The organism is Tenacibaculum xiamenense (assembly GCF_964513065.1).
In the GTDB taxonomy this organism is placed as follows: domain Bacteria; phylum Bacteroidota; class Bacteroidia; order Flavobacteriales; family Flavobacteriaceae; genus Polaribacter; species Polaribacter xiamenense.
This window is the reverse complement of record NZ_CAZEQU010000016.1, coordinates 150,194-169,283: the sequence shown is the minus strand read 5'-3', so window position 1 is coordinate 169,283 and position 19,090 is coordinate 150,194. Positions and strand designations below refer to the sequence as shown.

General features: G+C 31.6%; 13 protein-coding genes. 9 read left to right on the top strand and 4 right to left on the bottom strand.

Annotated features, from left to right (window positions below):
- Nucleotide 1: 1 nt before the first annotated feature.
- The 4 genes from ACKTTV_RS07495 (at nt 2) to ACKTTV_RS07480 (ending at nt 7,444) form a co-directional block, all read left to right on the top strand.
- Nucleotides 2–1,186, top strand: a complete 1,185-nt coding sequence (locus tag ACKTTV_RS07495) for a PNGase F N-terminal domain-containing protein (RefSeq protein WP_408030207.1) — start codon at nt 2–4, stop codon at nt 1,184–1,186.
- 6 nt (nt 1,187–1,192) lie between these two features.
- Nucleotides 1,193–2,044, top strand: coding sequence for an endonuclease/exonuclease/phosphatase family protein (locus ACKTTV_RS07490; RefSeq protein WP_408030206.1), 852 nt, complete (start codon nt 1,193–1,195; stop codon nt 2,042–2,044).
- A 345-nt stretch (nt 2,045–2,389) separates the two neighbouring features.
- On the top strand, nt 2,390–5,521 hold the full coding sequence (locus tag ACKTTV_RS07485) for a SusC/RagA family TonB-linked outer membrane protein (RefSeq protein WP_408030205.1): 3,132 nt from the start codon (nt 2,390–2,392) through the stop codon (nt 5,519–5,521).
- Nucleotides 5,522–5,539: 18 nt separating this feature from the next.
- Complete coding sequence (locus tag ACKTTV_RS07480) at nt 5,540–7,444, top strand: SusD/RagB family nutrient-binding outer membrane lipoprotein (RefSeq protein ID WP_408030204.1); 1,905 nt, start codon at nt 5,540–5,542, stop codon at nt 7,442–7,444.
- Nucleotides 7,445–7,550: 106 nt separating this feature from the next.
- Here the strand turns inward: ACKTTV_RS07480 and ACKTTV_RS07475 are convergent, their stop codons facing one another.
- The gene (locus tag ACKTTV_RS07475) at nt 7,551–7,898 is read right to left on the bottom strand and encodes a hypothetical protein (RefSeq protein ID WP_408030203.1); all 348 of its coding nucleotides are present in this window, start codon (nt 7,896–7,898) and stop codon (nt 7,551–7,553) included.
- 153 nt (nt 7,899–8,051) lie between these two features.
- Nucleotides 8,052–9,110, bottom strand: coding sequence for a metallophosphoesterase (locus ACKTTV_RS07470; protein ID WP_408030202.1), 1,059 nt, complete (start codon nt 9,108–9,110; stop codon nt 8,052–8,054).
- A 261-nt stretch (nt 9,111–9,371) separates the two neighbouring features.
- On the opposite strand from ACKTTV_RS07470, the gene ACKTTV_RS07465 reads away from it, so the two are divergent.
- The 5 genes from ACKTTV_RS07465 (at nt 9,372) to ACKTTV_RS07445 (ending at nt 14,607) form a co-directional block, all read left to right on the top strand.
- Nucleotides 9,372–10,580 (top strand): Pycsar system effector family protein, encoded by a 1,209-nt coding sequence (locus ACKTTV_RS07465; RefSeq protein WP_408030201.1) that lies wholly within the window; start codon nt 9,372–9,374, stop codon nt 10,578–10,580.
- Between the two features lie 192 nt (nt 10,581–10,772).
- Nucleotides 10,773–11,123, top strand: coding sequence for a hypothetical protein (locus ACKTTV_RS07460; protein ID WP_408030200.1), 351 nt, complete (start codon nt 10,773–10,775; stop codon nt 11,121–11,123).
- A gap of 34 nt (nt 11,124–11,157) precedes the next feature.
- Nucleotides 11,158–11,991 (top strand): type IV pili methyl-accepting chemotaxis transducer N-terminal domain-containing protein, encoded by an 834-nt coding sequence (locus ACKTTV_RS07455; protein WP_408030199.1) that lies wholly within the window; start codon nt 11,158–11,160, stop codon nt 11,989–11,991.
- A 29-nt stretch (nt 11,992–12,020) separates the two neighbouring features.
- On the top strand, nt 12,021–13,331 hold the full coding sequence (locus ACKTTV_RS07450; RefSeq protein WP_408030198.1) for an alginate export family protein: 1,311 nt from the start codon (nt 12,021–12,023) through the stop codon (nt 13,329–13,331).
- Nucleotides 13,332–13,563: 232 nt separating this feature from the next.
- Entirely contained in the window at nt 13,564–14,607 is a 1,044-nt protein-coding gene (locus ACKTTV_RS07445; RefSeq protein ID WP_408030197.1) for an energy transducer TonB, read from the top strand.
- 82 nt (nt 14,608–14,689) lie between these two features.
- Here the strand turns inward: ACKTTV_RS07445 and ACKTTV_RS07440 are convergent, their stop codons facing one another.
- Both ACKTTV_RS07440 and ACKTTV_RS07435 read right to left on the bottom strand, forming a co-directional pair.
- Nucleotides 14,690–17,080, bottom strand: coding sequence for a GAF domain-containing protein (locus tag ACKTTV_RS07440; RefSeq protein WP_408030196.1), 2,391 nt, complete (start codon nt 17,078–17,080; stop codon nt 14,690–14,692).
- 146 nt (nt 17,081–17,226) lie between these two features.
- The gene (locus ACKTTV_RS07435) at nt 17,227–18,459 is read right to left on the bottom strand and encodes a pentapeptide repeat-containing protein (protein ID WP_408030195.1); all 1,233 of its coding nucleotides are present in this window, start codon (nt 18,457–18,459) and stop codon (nt 17,227–17,229) included.
- Nucleotides 18,460–19,090: the final 631 nt, after the last annotated feature.

Here is a 19,090-nt window from a genome sequence, read left to right as displayed (position 1 = left end):
AATGAAGAGAAAAATAACACTGGTGATAGTACTATTTTTAATTGCTAAAATAACGGCTCAACGAACGCCAGTTAACGTGAATGTTTTTAAAAACAATCTAATAAATTTTAACGGAGATAAAAGCCAAGATATTGAGGAAAAACGCTTACAAAGTGGAAGACTTATTTATAAAAAAGTGGCGATACCTCACTTTAAAAAAGGTACTGATGTAACATTAAAATTGACGGTAAGATCCAATGGTGATAGATGGGATAAGTCTGGTTCATGTTTTGTTATTACAAATCCTGATAACATACATATATTGAATGTTTCTGAAGGGAAATCAAAATTTCCAAAGAAATCATACTTTGGGAAGGAACATGGTGGAGTAAAGTTAACTGAAACATATACACCCGCTCTAGAATTATTGAGGTTTATGACTCCTTTTGGAGTAGGACATTATAGCAATGATAAAGGGAAGCATAGAAAACCTGTTTATATTCCAGTTTGGGAAAAAGAAGTAGTTTGGAAACAAGATATTTCCCATTTACTTAATGCTCTTCAGAAAGAAGTTTATATTGGCGTGTGGATTGATACTTGGACCAAAGAAGGTTATAGCTGTGATCTCGAGCTTAATTTTAGTAATAGACCGCTAAAAACACCTGAAATTTTACCTTTAGTGAACTCCGTATATTATGTAAAAGGTCAGTCTTTACCCGATAATTTTGCCAAAGAAGAACTAAGTATAGAATTTGATTTACCTCATAATTCAAAAAATGTAAAACTATATTATACAACGACTGGTCATGGTGGACATAGTGGAGGGGATGAGTTTATTAAAATAAAAAATAGTGTTTATTTTAATAGGAAAATGGTGTTAGATACTATCCCATGGAGAGATGATTGTGCTTCTTTTAGAAGGTTTAATCCTACTTCAGGAGTTTGGTTAAAAAAGGATTCAGCATCCTATATTGATTTTAAAGCAAAAGCATATAAAGTAAAAGAAATAGAGGAAAGAATAGCGTCTTCTGACTTGTCAAGATCTAATTGGTGCCCAGGATCTTCTGTAGCTCCTTATGTAATTAATTTAGGAATGGTAGAAAAAGGGAAACACACTATTAAAATAGTCATTCCTGCAACTGAAGCTAATGGTGATAAATTGAATCATTGGTTGGTGTCAGCTTATTTAACTTACAATAAAAACTAAATGAATATGAGTTATTTTATAAGAGGTATTTTGCTTTTTACCGTTTTAGGAATGTTTAGTTGTAGTTCAAATGATACAACTTTTACGGTAATGACTTATAATATTCGTTATGACAACCTTGCTGATGGAATTAATAAATGGGATAACAGGAAAGATGAACTTTATAAGCAGGTGCTAAAATACAGCCCAGATATACTTGGTACTCAGGAAGGATTAAATCATCAAATTACATTTTTGGATAAAAGTTTATCAAGTTATAAAAGGATAGGTGTAGGAAGAGAAGATGGGAGAACAAAAGGTGAATATTGTGCAATTTTTTATGACACACTGAAACATAAAGTTGTTAAAGAAGGAACATTTTGGTTATCTGAAAAACCAGAAGAGGTATCTGTAGGTTGGGATGCAGCATTAGAAAGAATATGTACTTATGGTGTTTTTGAAAATCACAATACAAAAAAGAAGATACTCATTATGAATGCCCACTTTGATCACTTAGGGAAAAAATGTAGAGTAGAAAGTGTCAAGTTAATAGAAAATAAAATAAAGAAATTAACAAATAATAAAATACCTGTTGTTTTAATGGGAGATCTAAATGTTTTACCATTTGAAGAACCAATATTAATGTTAAATAAATTTTTAAGAGATTCTAAAAAAGAAGCAACAATAGTTAAAGGAACTGAGGGAACTTTTAATGGGTTTAAAATTGATAATATAGAAGAAAAAAGAATTGATTATGTTTTCGGAAGTCCGAGTTTTAAAACTAAAAGCTATATAACAATAAATGATATGTGTAATGAAAAATATATTTCTGATCACTTTCCTATAATTGTAGAGTATGTTTTAAAACAAAATCATTAAATAGTTAAGAAAAATAAGAAGGCAATGAATTAGAAAGCTTACTAGTTATTTTAACATTCCATTTGTGATTTCAGGTTGTAAATGGAGTTAAGTCAAATTTGAACTCACTTTAAATAATATAGATCAAAGGTTACAGGTAATAATAGTTTATTACCTGTTTTTTTGTCTAACACTTAACGGACTCATTCTGTTACCCTAACAAGATAAACCATTCAAAATGTTAATATTTATAAGCTAACAAGATAGTCTCCAACACCTCGGTAGATTAGTCATACGTCGAAATTATTCATTTGAAAAACACGTTTTTTTCTTCCTTTAAAAATGTTTAACTAAAAATAATTTCACATGATTCAAAAAATACTGAAACTTTTACTTATAGTTTTGGCCTTTACGGCACAAAGTCTATATGCTCAAAAAGTAGTGGTAAAGGGAACGGTCACTGATCAAAATGATGGTAGCCCGCTTCCTGGTGTTAATGTGTTAGAGAGGGGGACTTCAAACGGGGCATTGACAGACATTGATGGTAAATACAGCATTAGTGTTTCATCTAAAAACGCTGTGCTGCAATTTTCTTTTTTGGGATACGAAACTAAGGAGGTATCTATTCAAGGAAAAAGTACACTAAATGTTTCTATTGCAGAAAGCAGTGAAACATTAAACGAAGTAGTTGTAACTGCTTTAGGAATAAAAAGAGAAAGAAAAGCATTAGGATACTCCGTCCAGGAACTTAAAGGGGGAGCGATAGCCGAAACGGGAGAAACTAACATTTCTAATGCATTAACTGGAAAAGTAGCGGGAGTACAAATTCTTAGAGGAAGTAACGGACCTGCAGGATCATCTAAAATCATTTTAAGGGGAAATAATTCACTTACTGGTGATAACCAACCTTTAATTGTAGTGGATGGAATTCCAATGGATAATTTTACAGGGGCATCCAATAATGATTTTTTCAATCCTACTGAAGATTTAGGAAATGGATTGCAAGATTTAAATCCAGAAGATATTGAAAGCATGTCAGTACTAAAAGGAGCTTCGGCTGCTGCTTTGTACGGATCGAGAGCTGGTAATGGAGTAATTTTGATTACCACTAAAACTGGAAAAAAACAAAATGGATTAGGAATTTCTTATTCAGTAACTACAGGAATACAAAATATCTTTATTACTCCAGAGCTACAGAATTCATTTGGGCAAGGAAGTCAGGGAATTTATGATAGAGAAGCAACTTCAAGTTGGGGACCAAGAATTGAAGGTCAAATTCTTGAAAATTGGCAGGGTATAAATGAACCATATGCTGCTCGCGATAATATTAAAAATTATTTCAGAGGAGGAGTTAATCAGACTCATAATCTTTCTTTCCAGCAGCAAGTAAGTGAAGATATGTCTATGTATTCATCGTTAAGTTATGTAGATGATGATAGCAATATTCCAGGAGCAACGTTAGAAAAATTAAACTTGTCGACGAGAGCGGTAGCGAAATTTGGACCAAACAAAAGTTGGACTACTGATATAAAGGTACAATACATAAATACAAAAGCGGAAAACAGACCTTTAAATGGTAATAACTTAAACAATGTTTTTGGGAATATTGTAGGGCTACCGAGAACTGTTGATATTACCAGTTTAAGAGATCATACTGATGAAAATGGAAATATGATTTGGTATTTGCCTAATAGCAACGCAATTAATCCATATTGGGCAGCTGAGAAAAACATGAGAGTTGGAACAAGGGATCGCTTTTTATTAAATGCATCTTTAAAAAACCAAATTAATGATTGGTTAAGTGTTGAACTAAAAGGAGGAGCAGATTTATATACAAACAATACTGAAAGTAAACTTTACGCTGGAAGTCGCTCTAATCCTAATGGTACTTATAGTTTAGGAAAAAATACATTTATAGAAAAGAATTTCAGTGCTTTGGCAGTAGCTTCAAAAGACAACCTATTTGGAAAGTTTGGAGGTACGGTTTCAATTGGAGGAAATTTAATGCATCAAAGAAGGAGCGGTATTCATTCAAGTGCAGGACAATTAGAGGTGCCAGATTTGTTTGAGTTAAACAATGGAGTGAATAGACCTTCAGTAACTCAAAATTTTTCTGAAAAGAAGATAAACTCTGTTTATGGAATGCTTCAGTTAAACTACGATGGTTATTTATTTGTAGATATCACTGGAAGAAACGATTGGTCTTCAGCATTGAGTAAATCTAATAGATCATTCTTTTACCCATCTTTTAGTACTTCTTTAGTTTTTACAGATATGATAAGAAAAAATGGAGGTTCTTTACCAGAATGGTTAAGTTTTGGAAAAATAAGAGGTTCTTATGCTACAGTAGGAAACGATTTAAATCCTTATCAACTTTATAATGTTTATTCTATTGGAAAAGACTCTAATGGAAACACAACTGCAACTACAGGAGATGTTTTGTATAATCCAGATATTAAAAATGAGCTTATAAGATCCTTAGAATTTGGATTTGAAGGACGTTTTTTAAATAACAGAATCGGAGTTGATTTTACATGGTATAAGTCTAATGCCACAAACCAAATATTAGATATAGCTATGGACCCTTTCAGTGGTTTTAGCGCAAGAAAAATTAATGCTGGAGATATTCAAAATAAAGGTTTTGAGTTAACCTTATCAGCGGATATATTTAAAAATGAAGAAGGATTTTCATGGAACTCTAGTTTAAACTACTCTAAAAATGAAAACACGATTGAACGACTTACGGATGATGTTACTCAGTTTAGATTAGGAGGTTTTGATAACCTAGCAATATTAGCAATTGCTGGAGGACAATATGGTGAAATTAGAGGAACAAGATATAGAAGAGTTGATGACCCAAATAGTCAATATAATGGACAAATAATTGTTGATGCGAACGGGTTACCTTCTGGAGTAGAGGATTCTAGTCACACATTAGGATCTCAACAACCAGATGCGTTAATTGGGTTTACTAATAGCTTTTCTTATAAAAATGTTTCTTTTAGCTTTTTAATTGATGCTAGAATTGGTGGCGAAATTTTTTCTGGAACGAACATGGTTTTACAATCATCAGGAAGTGCAGCTAAAACGGTAGTTAATGGAGGAAGAGAAGATATTGTTTTTGGAGGGGTTGTTGAAGATGGAAATGGAGGATATACTCCAAATACAACAGCCGTTTCTCCACAAGTACTATGGGGCGCAATTACATCAAGTTCTGGTAACCTAGGTATTGCTGAAGCTAATATCTATGATGCTACCAATATTCGATTGAGAAACATTAATGTAAGTTATAAACTTCCTCAAAAATGGTTGGCTAAAACGTTCATTAAAAGAGCGAAGCTAGGAGTTTCGGCAAACAATGTTTGGATGATTAAGAGTCATTTGAATGGGGTTGATCCAGAATCCGTGTTTGCCACTGGAACCAATGCAACAGGATTTGAGTATTTGTCATCTCCTACAACACGTACGCTATTTTTTAATGCGTCTATCAATTTTTAAGAATAAAAACTAATAATTATGAAAGTAATAAAAAATAAAGTGTTGCTGTTGTTGGGAGCTTTGTTTCTTTTTTCATGTTCTGATTTTGAAGAAATAAATGTTGACCCCTTGGCAGCATCAGAAGATCAAGTACAAGTAGAGTACTTTATAAATAGATCTATTGGAGGAGCGCAACAAAATCCTCATATTGCTGAAAGAGTATTCGTACTATACTGGAAAGCAGCTGGAAGAATGGATAGAATTAACTCCTTACCAGTAGGGTATTCTAGTGACTCTTGGTCAAGTGATTACTATAATGGTTACGTATCTACTTGGTTAAAAGACGTTACTAATGCGGTTATTATTGCTGACAAGCATATATCTTCAGGTAAAGGAAAGGCATATACCAATAATTTGAAACAAATTGCAAGAATATGGAGAGCCTATATTATGAGTGAAATGACAGATAATTTTGGGCCAATTCCAGTAGAAGGTTTTGAAGGAGAAAATCCAGAATATAACAGTGTTAAAGAAGTATATTATCATATGTTAGAGGAGCTAAAAGAGGCAACAAATGCTATTGATGAATCGGAACCAACAAAACCAAATAGTAATTTAGATCCAGCTTTTGGCTACGATTATTCCAAATGGAAGAAATATGGGAATTCTCTTAGAATGCGATTAGCAATGAGGTTATCCGAAGTCGATGAGACAAAGGCGAGACAGGAATTCGAAGAAGCCGTGACAGGTGGTTATATTGCTACTTTAGGTGAAAATTTCCAAGTACAGGAAGATGGAGGGTGGAATGATTTTACAGGTGTTATGACCAGAGAATGGAACATGCAATATTTGTCTCCAACATTAAATAATTTAATGATTGGTTTAGGTGGAGTGAGATCAGTTGATCAGTTATCCGCTGATAAGCATGGTTATATTAAGCCTTCTGATTATATGGGAGTGAAATATGAAAACCATTTTACAGAATATACCAACAATCCTTCTAAAGGTTTTTGGTTTGATGGATTGTATGATGCCATAGACCCAAGAGCTTATGCCAATTTTGCCATTCCTGGAGATTTTGATAATCCACAATTTAATAGTTATCCATCTTGGAATATCGGACAAACTCATAATACAGTACGATCTTTGTTAAATGATGACGGTACGGTATTAGAAGACATTGACGGAGCATTTACTTGGAATACCTTTTCGATAGGATCTTGGGGAGATACTGGAGCAAAAAACAGATTACGTTATCCTTCAACTACGCCTAGATTGGTAAACAAGTATAGACAAGGAGAAAATAAACGTGTCTTTTTTGCCTCATGGGAATCATATTTCTTAATAGCGGAAGCAGCTGTTAGAGGATGGAATGTTCCTATGAGTGGGAAGGATGCCTATGAAAAAGGAATAATCGAGAGTTTCACATATACTGACGTATCTCAATATGCTGGGGCATATATAAGTTCAACTAGCTATAATAGGGCAGGAACTTCTGTAAGTTGGACACATACAGCTGAACCTCCAGCTACGGTTACTATGAATTATACCGATGGATATACTAATGTTGCAGGTACTTTTGATTTTAGGTATCCAGTAAATACTATCTATAGAAACGGAACTGTTAAAAATGATCTTTTAAACAAGATAATAACCCAAAAGTTTATAGCTCAAACACCTTGGTTACCATTAGAAACTTGGAGTGACCACAGAAGATTAGGCTTGCCATTTTTCGAAAATCCAGCAGTTGAAGATCCCCTAACTAATTTACCAACCTTGACAAGGAGTAATTATTTGACAAATCAAGTAGGTTTTTTCCCACAAAGATTAAAATACCCATCTTCTTTTGAAAATAATGTGCCGAATGGATATTCACAGGCAGTCGGTTTACTTGGAGGAGAAGATTCTGTGTTCACTCCGTTGTGGTGGGCAAAACAAAACTAGTTCAGTGTAATATGGTTAGATTGATTTAATTAGTCCTAAAAGGCTGTCCGAAAGGGCAGTCTTTTTGTTTTCTATGGAAGAGTAAACTATTTGGAAACAAGATTATTCACTTCAAAAGGTCATCATAGATAACATATAGTATTCCAGACATTTTATAGTCTAAGTTACTGGGTGTTGTTTCTCCTAAGCTTAATTCTTCAGCGATTAGCAGTGTGATTGATTTATCATTTTTAAACTGAATTCTTATTCGAGAAGGGATGTAGCCTGTTGAATCAATGTACATGATTTTAAAATCAACAATTGGCAGATTTAAAACATGGATCCATCTTTCCGTAGCATCACAAGTTTTAATTTTATCAGAGGCGATATGTTTATTTGTAGGGTAATGACCTTCTCCGAATTCAAAATACTCTTCGTCTTTCCATGCTAAATGCCACCAAAAATTATTCTTCATCTGAACGTTTATGGAAAAATCAAAACAATCAAAACCATCGCAGTAAAATTCCCGAAAGTGATGATTCACTTCGCGGTATTCAATCTTTTTTACTTTATATCCAATGATATTGGCAATAATTGTATTTTCACTTTTTGGGCGCAACTTTTTACATTAATTGGATAAGTATTTTTCTTTAAATTTTTTCTTTTTCCCTTCTAGAGTTCCTTTTGAGAATTTTTTTCCATTTTTAATGAATAAAACCTCACCGTATTTGCCTCTTTTGATACTGGAATCGACACCAAAGATTTTGTGATGGTATAATTGAACAACTTCCTTATTGGAACAATGCCCAACAACAATATGATCAGAGTTAGTATCATTCAAAATAGAATCAATTTCACTTTCAGGTAAATTATCTCTAAAATATCCTCGATACCAAATAGGTCCGTATTTACCGAAATAAGTAGCATAAAAATCCGTTGCTCTCATTTCCTTTTTACTACGGTCAATTGAATTTCTCATAATTTCATTAACCTTCTCATGATTATATCCATTTGAAATAAATTTTTTAGAAATACCACCATGAACAAAGCTGTTACTATCAATTTTTAAAATGGTAGCTTTTGAACGAAGCCATCTACCTAAAACCGTTTGTTTTCCATACAAACCTTTATAATCAGTTCCTAATAAATCACAAGTTCTTTTATATTTTTTGTTTACATATCGATCGTCTCCAAATAGAACCATATACTCATGATTTCCTAATAAGAAATGTACCTTTCCTTTTTTCTTTTTTGCTTGCTGCTCTAACTTATAAATAAGCCATAACATTTCATTTACTTTTGGACCTCTGTCAAAAATATCACCAACAATAACTAAATGCCCTTTACCAAGTTTCCAGTTTAAGTTCTTATCGACAATTTTGTTGTTCTTTAAAAGCTCTACGGCTAAATCGTATTGACCATGAATGTCGCTTAATGCTACGACCTTTTTTATATTTTTAAAGGTGCTTTTTTCATCTTTAAAACTAAGAGGGTAAGTTCCTTTTGGTAGTTTTTTTATAATGACTTCTCCATCAATAATATTTTTCTCAACGAGTTGATCATTTTCAATAAAAACGTAAGGGCCATCAGTAAGGTTCGTAAAAGCATCTTTCTTTTCAGTTTGTTGAGCAAACAAACTAAGAGTTATAAAAAATAATAACAAGGTCAGATTAAAATATTTCGTCATTTGATAGTTCTTTCTATGTCAGTATCACTGATGTATAAGGTTATAATAAATTTAACGAAGGGATGTTTTCTAAGCTAATATATTAAAACTATTTAAATCTGGTTATGAACAAGGTTCTATATTGATCATATTCTTATAGAGAAAGAGACCTTAAAAATAAAAGGTGTTTATAAAAAGATTTGATGTTCATGGTGTTGAAATTCAAATGATTATTAAAAATGCCAAAGATTAGTTACTTTTACATCTTAAAGGAGATAAATAATGAGTGTTTTTTTAGAGAAAGCTGAGAGCTATGCATTGGACTATTTAAATAATAATTTAGAAAAGAAATTTGTTTACCACAGTATAGCTCACACCCAAAGAGTTGTTGAAAAGGCTAAAGAACTTGGAGAGTCGGAAAAAATAGAAGGAGAAGATTTGGAGGCTTTGATTGTGTCTGCATGGTTTCATGATACTGGGTACTCTAAAAGTTTAACAACTCATGAAGAAGAAAGTGTAGGCATTGCCTCAGAGTTTTTAAAAAAGGAAGGTAAAGAAGATTTAATACCGAAAGTCAGCGAAGCGATCTTAGCAACTCGAATGTCAGCAATTCCTGAAACTTTAGTTGGTAAGGTTTTGAGAGATGCGGATTGTTCTCATTTAGGAAGTAAAAATTATGACGAGTTTTCAGAACTTCTGAGAAAAGAACTAGAGCTTACAAAAAACATTAATTTTTCTGATTCTGAATGGATTGCGAATAACATTAGTTTTTTAAGTTCAGGGCATCAGTTTTATACCAAATCAGCTATAAAGTCTTGGGAAAAACAAAAAGGTAAAAATTTGGCTCAACTGCTTAAGAGTGAAAAGAAGGTGAATCAAGAGCTTTCGAAAATGAAGCAGAAAAAAGAAGAGCTAGCTTTTAAGAAAAATAAAATAGAGTTGCCAGAGAGAGGTATTGAAACAATGTTTAGAGTAGCATTACGAAATCATATTACATTGAGTGATATTGCTGATACTAAAGCTAATATTTTACTTTCCGTAAATGCGATTATTATTTCAATGGCTTTATCAACTCTTATACCGAAACTAGATAACCCTTCAAATTCGTATTTAGTAATACCAAGTATTATTTTCATAGTATTTACTGTAGTTTCAATTGTATTATCAATTTTGGCTACTAGGCCTAATATTACTCAAGGGAAATTTACGAAAGAAGACGTGGCTCAAAAGAAAGTGAATCTTATCTTTTTTGGGAACTTTCATAAAATGAGTCTTTCCGAATTTGAATGGGCAATGGATGAAATGTTGAAGGATAGAGATTACTTGTATGGGTCATTAACAAAGGATTTATATTTTTTAGGGTTGGTATTGAATAGGAAGTACAATATATTAAGAACAACATACACTGTTTTTATGATTGGAATAATTGTAAGTGTTATCGCCTTTGCGGTTGCTTTTTATATTCAGGGACATACAACTCCTATGGGGTAATTGTTTTGTAATTTTTATTTTCAATCTTCCTTTTTATTTTTTTAGAGTCTATTTAAGACTAACTTGTTGATATCCATTAGTCTATAGGTAAATGCATCTCGTCGATCTAACGTGTTGAAACACAGTTAATTTATTTGGGGTTTAATGAAAAAAACTACCTTCCCACTAATTAAATTAACCCCCCCACGTAACATGAAGAAATTAATTTTTACTTTATTTCTTTCTACCTCTATATTTTCTCAAACCGAGGAAGATTACAAGAATACCTTAGACTTTATTAGTAAAGCTTTTAACGAACAAAAATCGGAAGCTATTTTTCAAAAATTTAGTACATCTCTGCAACAAAACCTTCAAGCAGAAGAGCTAAAGAAGAAACTTGACAGTTTACACAAAGACAAAGGAAAAATGTCGAGCTTCGAACTTATCCTTAAGGAAGAGGATTTAAAGAACTTTTTAGTAGAGTTTGAAAATGCCTCAATGTTAATTCTCATTAACTTATCTCCAGAGGGAAAAATTAAAAAGTTCGAAATAAAAGACTACTAACAACCTTATTTACCAACAGAATAAAACACATATCATGAAAAAATCAATAAAAGTAGTGTATACTTTTGTGCTTTTGTTTGTTATACAATTTTCTTTTGCACAAACTGAATACGGAACATTAAGCTTTAATAAGGCAGTAAATATTTCTGGTAAACAAAGAATGCTTACCCAAAGAATGGGAAAAATTTATTTGTATTTATTGAATAATCCTACCGACTATAAAGCGAAAAGAGATATGAAAATAACGCAGATTATTTTTGAGAAACAGAATAATATTTTAGAAAAAAATGCATCATCTAGTTTAACTAAAAGTAAAATTAAAGAAGTAAAAGATACTTGGGTGAAGTATAAGAAATTTCTTAATTCATCTCCTAATAAACAAGACGCTTTAAAAGTTATCAATACAAATTCTACCATATTAAGTTATGCAAACAATGTTGTAAATGCAGTAATTTCAGAATCTAATACGAAGAACAATGCTGCAGATGTAGATGTGGCAGATGAAGACAATGAATTAAAACAAATTATAAATAAATCAGGTAGACAACGAATGTTATCACAGAGATTAGCGTTGTACTATTTTGCCAACAAACCAGATTTAAAATCTTCAAATACTGAAAATAAGCTAAAATCGGTATATAATGAATTAGATACGGCTTTAAGTGATCTGTTAATTTCTAGTTTTAATAACGATAGAATAGATAATGCATTAGGAGCTGTGATGGCGAAATGGGAAGGTATTCAACAAAATAAGCAACGTTTATTTAAACAAGGCTATGGAGATAAAGAAATCTATGATTTGAGTAATGACTTAACAAAGTTATTCAATAGAATAACAAGTTTGTACGAAAAGTTAAAAGTAGAGTAAGGCTGCGAATAATTATAGATTTTATTGATATGTTAAGAAGTTTACGTTTACAAAGCTGGAGCTTACAGTTACTATGGAGTATAGTTACGATTTTCAGTATATCGAATGCGATTGGTCAAGAATTTAAAATTGACGCAGATTATAGAGCTCGAGGCGAATATTCTCATGGTTTTGGTACTTTGATTCAAGAGGAGAGCAGCGGAGCGCTATTTGTTCAGCAAAGAGCTCGTTTAAAGTTTGGATATACCGATAAAAAGTTGTCCGCTTATATGAGTTTTCAAGATGTAAGTGTTTGGGGAGATCATCCTCAAATATCAGCACAAGACGATAATAATAGCTTATCATTAACTCAGGCATGGGTGGAATTTAAAGCTTCAGATTATTGGTCGTTTAAGGGAGGAAGACAAGTTCTTTCATATGATGATCAACGTATTTTTGGAGGCTTAGATTGGGCAATGCAAGGGCGTTTTCATGATGCTTTATTAATAAAACATAAAAAGAATAATTTCCAATTCGATTTAGGATTGGCGTTTAATCAAAATGGTATTTCTAGACAAAATACCTTGTTTGATCCAAATAATACAGGAAACGTACGTGCAGTTTTCGATTACAAAGTAATGGCTTATCTATGGCTGCACAAGGAGTGGAACAATGTTAAAGGAAGTTTCCTGTTTTCAAATAATGCGTATCAGAATTTAAATGGACAGGTTCCAGTGAGTGGTCACGTTCAAAGACAAACTTTTGGAGCTCATGTGAAAATTACACCATCTTCTCATTGGAAGGTTTTAGCCAATTTGTATATGCAAACAGGTGAGTTTGTTGAAGGTGTAGATTTACAGGCATATAACACGTTGCTAGAGGTAAATTATAAGCCAAGAAAAACAACTTTTGGATTGGGTTATGAAATTTTAAGTGGAGATGATGACGGCATGGCTAATGGCGAAATCAGTTCATTTTTTCCAATATTTGGAACCAACCATAAGTTTAATGGATTCATGGATTACTTTTATGTAGGAAACCATGCGAACTCCATTGGTTTAAGAGATTTATATGGTAAAGTTGTGGCAAACTTAGGAGGTAATTCAAATTTATTAGTAAAGGCACATTACTTTTCAGGAGATAAAGAGCTTGCAAATGATAGCTATTTGGGAACTGAGATTGACATTGTATATTCTAAAAAAATACTTCCATATGCCACTTTAAAAATTGGGTATTCACAACTATTTGCAAGTGATACAATGAAATTGTTGAAGAATGTACCTAATGCTGGAAATACTCAGAATTGGGGCTGGGCAATGGTGGTTGTTAAACCAAATTTTTTGACCTGGAAGAAAAAGTAATAGTTTGATTTCGTGTGTTTTAGTATTTAACACGAGTAAGTCTTATCTCATTGAACTTCAGTAACTTGCATTTGAGCGATAGTATGTTTCTGAAGAAAGAATATTTTAATTTATTTTAATTTAAAAATCTAAATTCATGTTTTAACCATAAAGTAAACGACTGTCTTTATTTTTAACCTAAGTAAGGTCTTTCGATTATTCTTTATTTCCCCAAAATCAAAAAAACTAAGTCATGATTTTAAAGAGTAACCTAACCATTTACCTAGCACTTTTTTGCTTGTCCATAAGCGCCCAAGAAAAATTGTGCGAAGAAAAAGAGCACATACAAGATTTGAATACCATTGGTAAGTGTGCTATAGAAAATTTTAAGAAAAACAATAACGATGGATATTTAAAGATTAATACCAGAAATCGAATTGTACGTAGAAATAAAAGTAATAATGACGATCTAGCAAATATTAGAAAGAATATAGCAAAGATTGCTGCGGAAAAAAAAGTGCTAACAATCGGAGAAGTCGATCGATCACCAATATTTGAAAACTGTGATGCTTTTACTCCTAATGAGCAAACATTATGTTTTAAAGAAAAGGTAGCTAAACATATTAAAACAACTTTAACATATCCTTATAACGCATTTAAAGATGGAGTAGAAGATAAAGTGTTGGTTAGCTTTGTTGTAAAAGAGGATGGTAGTATAGCTAATGTGTTGTCAACCAGTTCTAAAAGCAATAAATCTTTAGAACGTGAAGCCAAAAAAGTCATTACTAATCTACCTAAGTTAAGTCCAGCACTTCATAAAGGAAAGGCTATAGAAATGAAGCATGAGGTTTATGTTGATTTTAACTTAAGCCATGAAGGGGCTATCCAAGATAGTTATCAAGTTAAGGACAATGACTCGGAATTGATGATTACGGATTTTATACGATTTGATCAGGTAACGGAAGAACCCGTATTTATAACCTGTTCAAATAATTCAAAAATAGAAAAAGATGGATGCGTAAAAGAAACGATTGTCAATAATATTCTAGATAATTTAGTATACCCTTTTGATGCGGCATCGGAAGGAATACAAGGTAGAGTTTGGGTTCGATTTATTGTTGACAAAGAAGGTTTTGTAAACAATATTTCAACAACTGGACCTAAAAACGGAGAATTATTAGAAAAGGAGGCGGAAAGATTAGTTAGATTATTACCAAAATTTTTACCTGGAAAACTCAACGATCAATACGTGAACGTAGAGTTTTTCATGCCAATAGATTTTGAATTGGAACAATAGATAGAGTAGATACAATGATTAAGCGATCCTTAAAATGTTGATTTAAGGATCGCTTATTTTTTATATTATCTGAAAAATTTAGTTATTTCAATTCGTGTAAAAGTTCATCAAAAGTAATAGTAGTTTCTTTTGAAGTTTCAGAGCCGTAAATCACTTCTACCCTAATTGCTTTTAAACCAGAAACACCTTGAAGGTCTTCTAATTCAAGCATTTCAATATTTCCAAGTAGCTTTTTTGATTGCAGATACTTAATATACTTTAAGTATTCAAGAGCATCTTTATCTTGTGAATAAACAATGGCTATTTTTCCTGGAACGGTTAAACGTTCATTAGTATTTTTTATATGTGATTTGTCAATTCTTTTCTTAATGATTTCATAGCGAATATTATAGGCTCCATCAACATCAAATTGTTTTTCTTCCATTCTAAACTTGATAGCTAATGAATTACTATGAACTAAAATTAAAGAAGCAACTTCCAAATCATGTGATAAAGATTTTCTTGTTTGTTCAGCAAGATTTTCCATCTCACACATAGTTTGTAATTGCCACAAGCGAAGGTTGTATAAGTATAAATTGTCATATTTTTTCTCTTTAGTTAGAGATTGACCTATATACATGTTATACTCAACACCATCTGTTTTATACCTTTCGAAATAATGAGGAAACATGGCTTGTGCTTCTTCTTGTTTCTTGTCTATAAATCTGGCAAGTTTATCATTAATTTTAGTAACACTTTCCTCGTAAGACTTTCGTTTATCGTATACTACTTGAAGGTTTTCATCCAAACTAGTAGTATAATTATTGACAAGAGCTTCAAGCTCTACACTTACTTCTTTAATGTGGTTAAAAACAGGATAAATATCTTTTTTTAAGAAATCTAATATCCCAACTTCATCACCAGCTTTAAGTCCTGTTTCAACATCAAGCAAATATTCTTTTACACGAAAAATTAACTCTTCATAAATAGGAAGGGTTTCGCTTTTACACGCTTCGTTTAATACTTTAATAGCCAATGTAAGTTGTTTGGTTAAATCTTCTTTAATTGCTGTATTTCTAGCAATGGAAGATCCTTTTATATCTATTTGTCCATATAAAGGAAAAACATCTTCAAACACAATCTGCTCAATTTTTGCATCTTCATTTTTGGCATAAATTGCATTCTGATAATTTTCCGCGGCTTCGTAAAAACGCCATTTAACCGATGGATGAATAGAGGTGTAATGTTCTTGAATTGTAGCTTCTAAAATATTCATGAATTCTTCTGAATTCCTCTCTGCAGCGGCTTCAAAAACTGGAATAATATCTTTTAGTTTTTGTTTGTTTACAGAGTTTAATTCATAAGCTCTTGGAGAAGCAATCTCTAAAAGAATCAAATCTTTATTGTTGGAAGTTTTAATAGGAATAAGAATAATGCTTCCAACGTTAATTTTCTTTAAACGCTTATAAAAACGATTCTCCTTCGAGTAGAATCCATATTTTTCGATATCTGAAATAACAACATCTTCGTTTTTACCAAAAAGACTTGAGACAATTAAATCACAAAAGAAATCATTGCATGTTAAAACAGCTCCTTCTTCAATTATAATACTTTCGGATTTTTTTACTCTCGGAGGCTCCGTTTCTATGTTACTAACATCAAATACAGAAAAGCCAACTTGCAAATCTTTTATAGCATAAAAGTCACTAAGGTTTCCTCTCAGTTTGTCAATAATCTTCCCATCATCTTTTTCTAAAAGATTTGTTCTAATTGCCGTGAGTGTTTCATCTGAGGTTACATCAAATAAGTTCATGATGCCAAAACCTTTAAAAATATATGAGTTTGGAGGGAATTTTTCTCTCCAAATATCAATATTATCAAAATTATCTAGCAGTAGTTTAATATCTTCCTCTGTAATCTTTGGAGCATTTTCAGTTGGAATAATTTCCATAAAATCACCATTAAAGGCTACCCTATAATGCTTTGTAATACCAAGGTTTTTATCAGGAATATCAAAATAAAATGGACGTTTTAAATCTACCGGATGATTGTATGTCATGGCCAAAATTAACGTACATGCATGTATATACATTAACTTATCCTCAAAGTTACGTACTTGTAAGGAATAATTATCTCCAGCATTATCAAGTATATTTTTGAAACGTTCTGTGAACTTAAACGATATAAATGAAAAAGGAATGGTTGCTGCCTTTATTTCGTTATTGGTTAAAATTTCTGGAAATAAAGCATCAAGCAATAAACTAATAACTTCTCCATGCTTATTTAAAAGTGAAAAGTCAGTAAAACCATCAATTAATTTAGGATATTTCTTTATTTCTTGAATCATTACTTTAGCTGATTCATGAAAAGGATGATGTTTCATTTCATCACTTCCATACTTCACAAATAAATCAAAAACCTTTTGAAAACTTATATGTAATTGTAACGGAAGCTCAAGACTTTGAGAGTCATTATTTATGTTTCTAATCTCCATTATAGTAGTTTTTTCCCCATGTGCAAATTTACAAAATACTATTGTATAGTCGAAATAGCACCTATTTCCTTGCTAAAAGATACGAAATTTTTAGACGATATTACAACTGCTTGAAAGAATACTATTACTGCAGAAGAGTAAAACAATTAGATTTTCCCAAATTTGCGAAAGGCTTGTACTGTTTGATAAATACCAAATGCAGAAACAACCCTTCCAAAATAATCAATGATTACAGATTTTGCAGTGGGTGTTACCCCTTCAATAAATGAAAACTTATGGGTGGGTACAATGAATTGAAAATAGTACTTCCAATAATCTATTTGATCATAAGAAATGTTCAAATTAACACTGGTCAGATAGAAATGGAATATTAAGGAGGTAGTTATGAATAGAAAAATGACAGCAGAAAACCACCATAAGCCGAAACCATTTGATAAAAAATTTAAGGTTAGAACGGTTAAATCCCCTATATTTTTTAAAAGCCTCCAAAGGTTAGCTTTTGTAAAATTTAGATAAAGATCGTAAAGAAGCTCTCTATAGTAAGAAGCCATTTCTTTATGATGGTATTTTAATGATTCTATTCGATTGTTTTGCTTAAGAAACTGATTTTTTATAATCCTACTTGTTTCACGATTGCATTTTTCAATTTTTGATCCTAAAAAATAAACACCTTTTTCAATAACACTATTTTTCAAATCTATTTTTTTAAATTGGGTATTGTAGAAATACACATTATTTTCGAAGTTGGTGCCAAAAAAAATGGTTTTCCCTTTTTTTATAAAGGAATCGGTTAGGTTCAGTTTTTCTCTAAAGTTTGCCCATTTAAAGTTGAGGTTCGATTTAAAAGAGGTATTCCAAGCATTTACTTTTTTATTGAATATAGCGGCTTCAAAATTCACTGTTTTTTCAAAAGTGGAGTTGTAAAAATTAAACTCTTGATCAAATTTGCAATAAGAAAGATCGAGTTCTTCTTTAAAAAAACAGTTTGATAAATTAATATTTTGTGGATATGATTTTGGAAACGAGGTTGTCGACAGAAACTTAGCTCCTTTAAAATTAGCATTGTTAAAAAAATGCGGAAAGATAGAAACTCCTTGAAAAACTGTTTTGTTAAACGAAACCTCTTCATTAAAATAGCAATTTTCAAACGTAACATTTGATTGGAATATGAGGTTGTCAAAAGCTGTTTTTCGTTCAAATTTAGCTCCTTTAAATGAAACCCTTCTGTCGAATTCCCTTAGAATAAAACTAAAATCTACTTCGAAAGTAAATTCGCAATTCTCGAAATCGAATTTACCGTTTCTGTAATCTGAATAATCTTTTTCAGAGGTATTAATATAAGTTATCAAATCCTCTTTAGAATTAAATTTCTTAAACATCTTTCTTAGCTTAAGTGTTTTATACAAAGATATATGCAATTCTTTAGATATAAAATTCACTAAGAAACATTAACTTGTTTTGCTTACTGAGTGGGATTTAAATGTTCCAATATTTTTGTCGAAATATGTACGATTATTCCTTTTACTAGCCCTCGTCTCGGACAAGTGCTTATTGCATCATACTTTAACCTTTAAAAAGAGAATACTTGTTTCCAAAGCAATATGACTTTCTCGAGAATGTACAATTTCTGCATGTATTACTAAAATATATTCGAATGTACTAAGTTGTGATGGGACTAGAAATAGTATGGGACTAGCGGATGTTTGACTTAAGGTAGTTGAATAAACATCTCAATGATACTTTCATCTAAAAAAAAAATAATTAAAGTTGTTTTTTAGAAAAAAAATGTATTTTTAGACTTAGTTTCTAGATGGTTACATTTGTTGAGGTTTCTAAACTTTGGCAAATCTAATAATCTATTTTATCGTTTCCCTTATGATATAAATCTTAGTTAAGTACACTAAGAGTTTTATGAACAAATTTTAAAAATCAAACTAACTAAAACCAAACTAATTAATCAACTATGATAAAACTTCTTATAGACTAGATTTTTTTACAATTGACTTATTG

What these genes read in the sequence shown, in the direction of transcription:
- ACKTTV_RS07475 (WP_408030203.1), bottom strand. Translation starts at nt 7,898, where the DNA reads ATGAAGAATAATTTTTGGTGGCATTTAGCATGGAAAGACGAAGAGTAT.
- ACKTTV_RS07465 (WP_408030201.1), top strand. Translation starts at nt 9,372, where the DNA reads ATGAGTGTTTTTTTAGAGAAAGCTGAGAGCTATGCATTGGACTATTTA.
- ACKTTV_RS07490 (WP_408030206.1), top strand. Translation starts at nt 1,193, where the DNA reads ATGAGTTATTTTATAAGAGGTATTTTGCTTTTTACCGTTTTAGGAATG.
- ACKTTV_RS07445 (WP_408030197.1), top strand. Translation starts at nt 13,564, where the DNA reads ATGATTTTAAAGAGTAACCTAACCATTTACCTAGCACTTTTTTGCTTG.
- ACKTTV_RS07495 (WP_408030207.1), top strand. Translation starts at nt 2, where the DNA reads ATGAAGAGAAAAATAACACTGGTGATAGTACTATTTTTAATTGCTAAA.
- ACKTTV_RS07480 (WP_408030204.1), top strand. Translation starts at nt 5,540, where the DNA reads ATGAAAGTAATAAAAAATAAAGTGTTGCTGTTGTTGGGAGCTTTGTTT.
- ACKTTV_RS07485 (WP_408030205.1), top strand. Translation starts at nt 2,390, where the DNA reads ATGATTCAAAAAATACTGAAACTTTTACTTATAGTTTTGGCCTTTACG.
- ACKTTV_RS07435 (WP_408030195.1), bottom strand. Translation starts at nt 18,459, where the DNA reads ATGTTTAAGAAATTTAATTCTAAAGAGGATTTGATAACTTATATTAAT.
- ACKTTV_RS07460 (WP_408030200.1), top strand. Translation starts at nt 10,773, where the DNA reads ATGAAGAAATTAATTTTTACTTTATTTCTTTCTACCTCTATATTTTCT.
- ACKTTV_RS07450 (WP_408030198.1), top strand. Translation starts at nt 12,021, where the DNA reads ATGTTAAGAAGTTTACGTTTACAAAGCTGGAGCTTACAGTTACTATGG.
- ACKTTV_RS07455 (WP_408030199.1), top strand. Translation starts at nt 11,158, where the DNA reads ATGAAAAAATCAATAAAAGTAGTGTATACTTTTGTGCTTTTGTTTGTT.
- ACKTTV_RS07440 (WP_408030196.1), bottom strand. Translation starts at nt 17,080, where the DNA reads ATGGAGATTAGAAACATAAATAATGACTCTCAAAGTCTTGAGCTTCCG.
- ACKTTV_RS07470 (WP_408030202.1), bottom strand. Translation starts at nt 9,110, where the DNA reads ATGACGAAATATTTTAATCTGACCTTGTTATTATTTTTTATAACTCTT.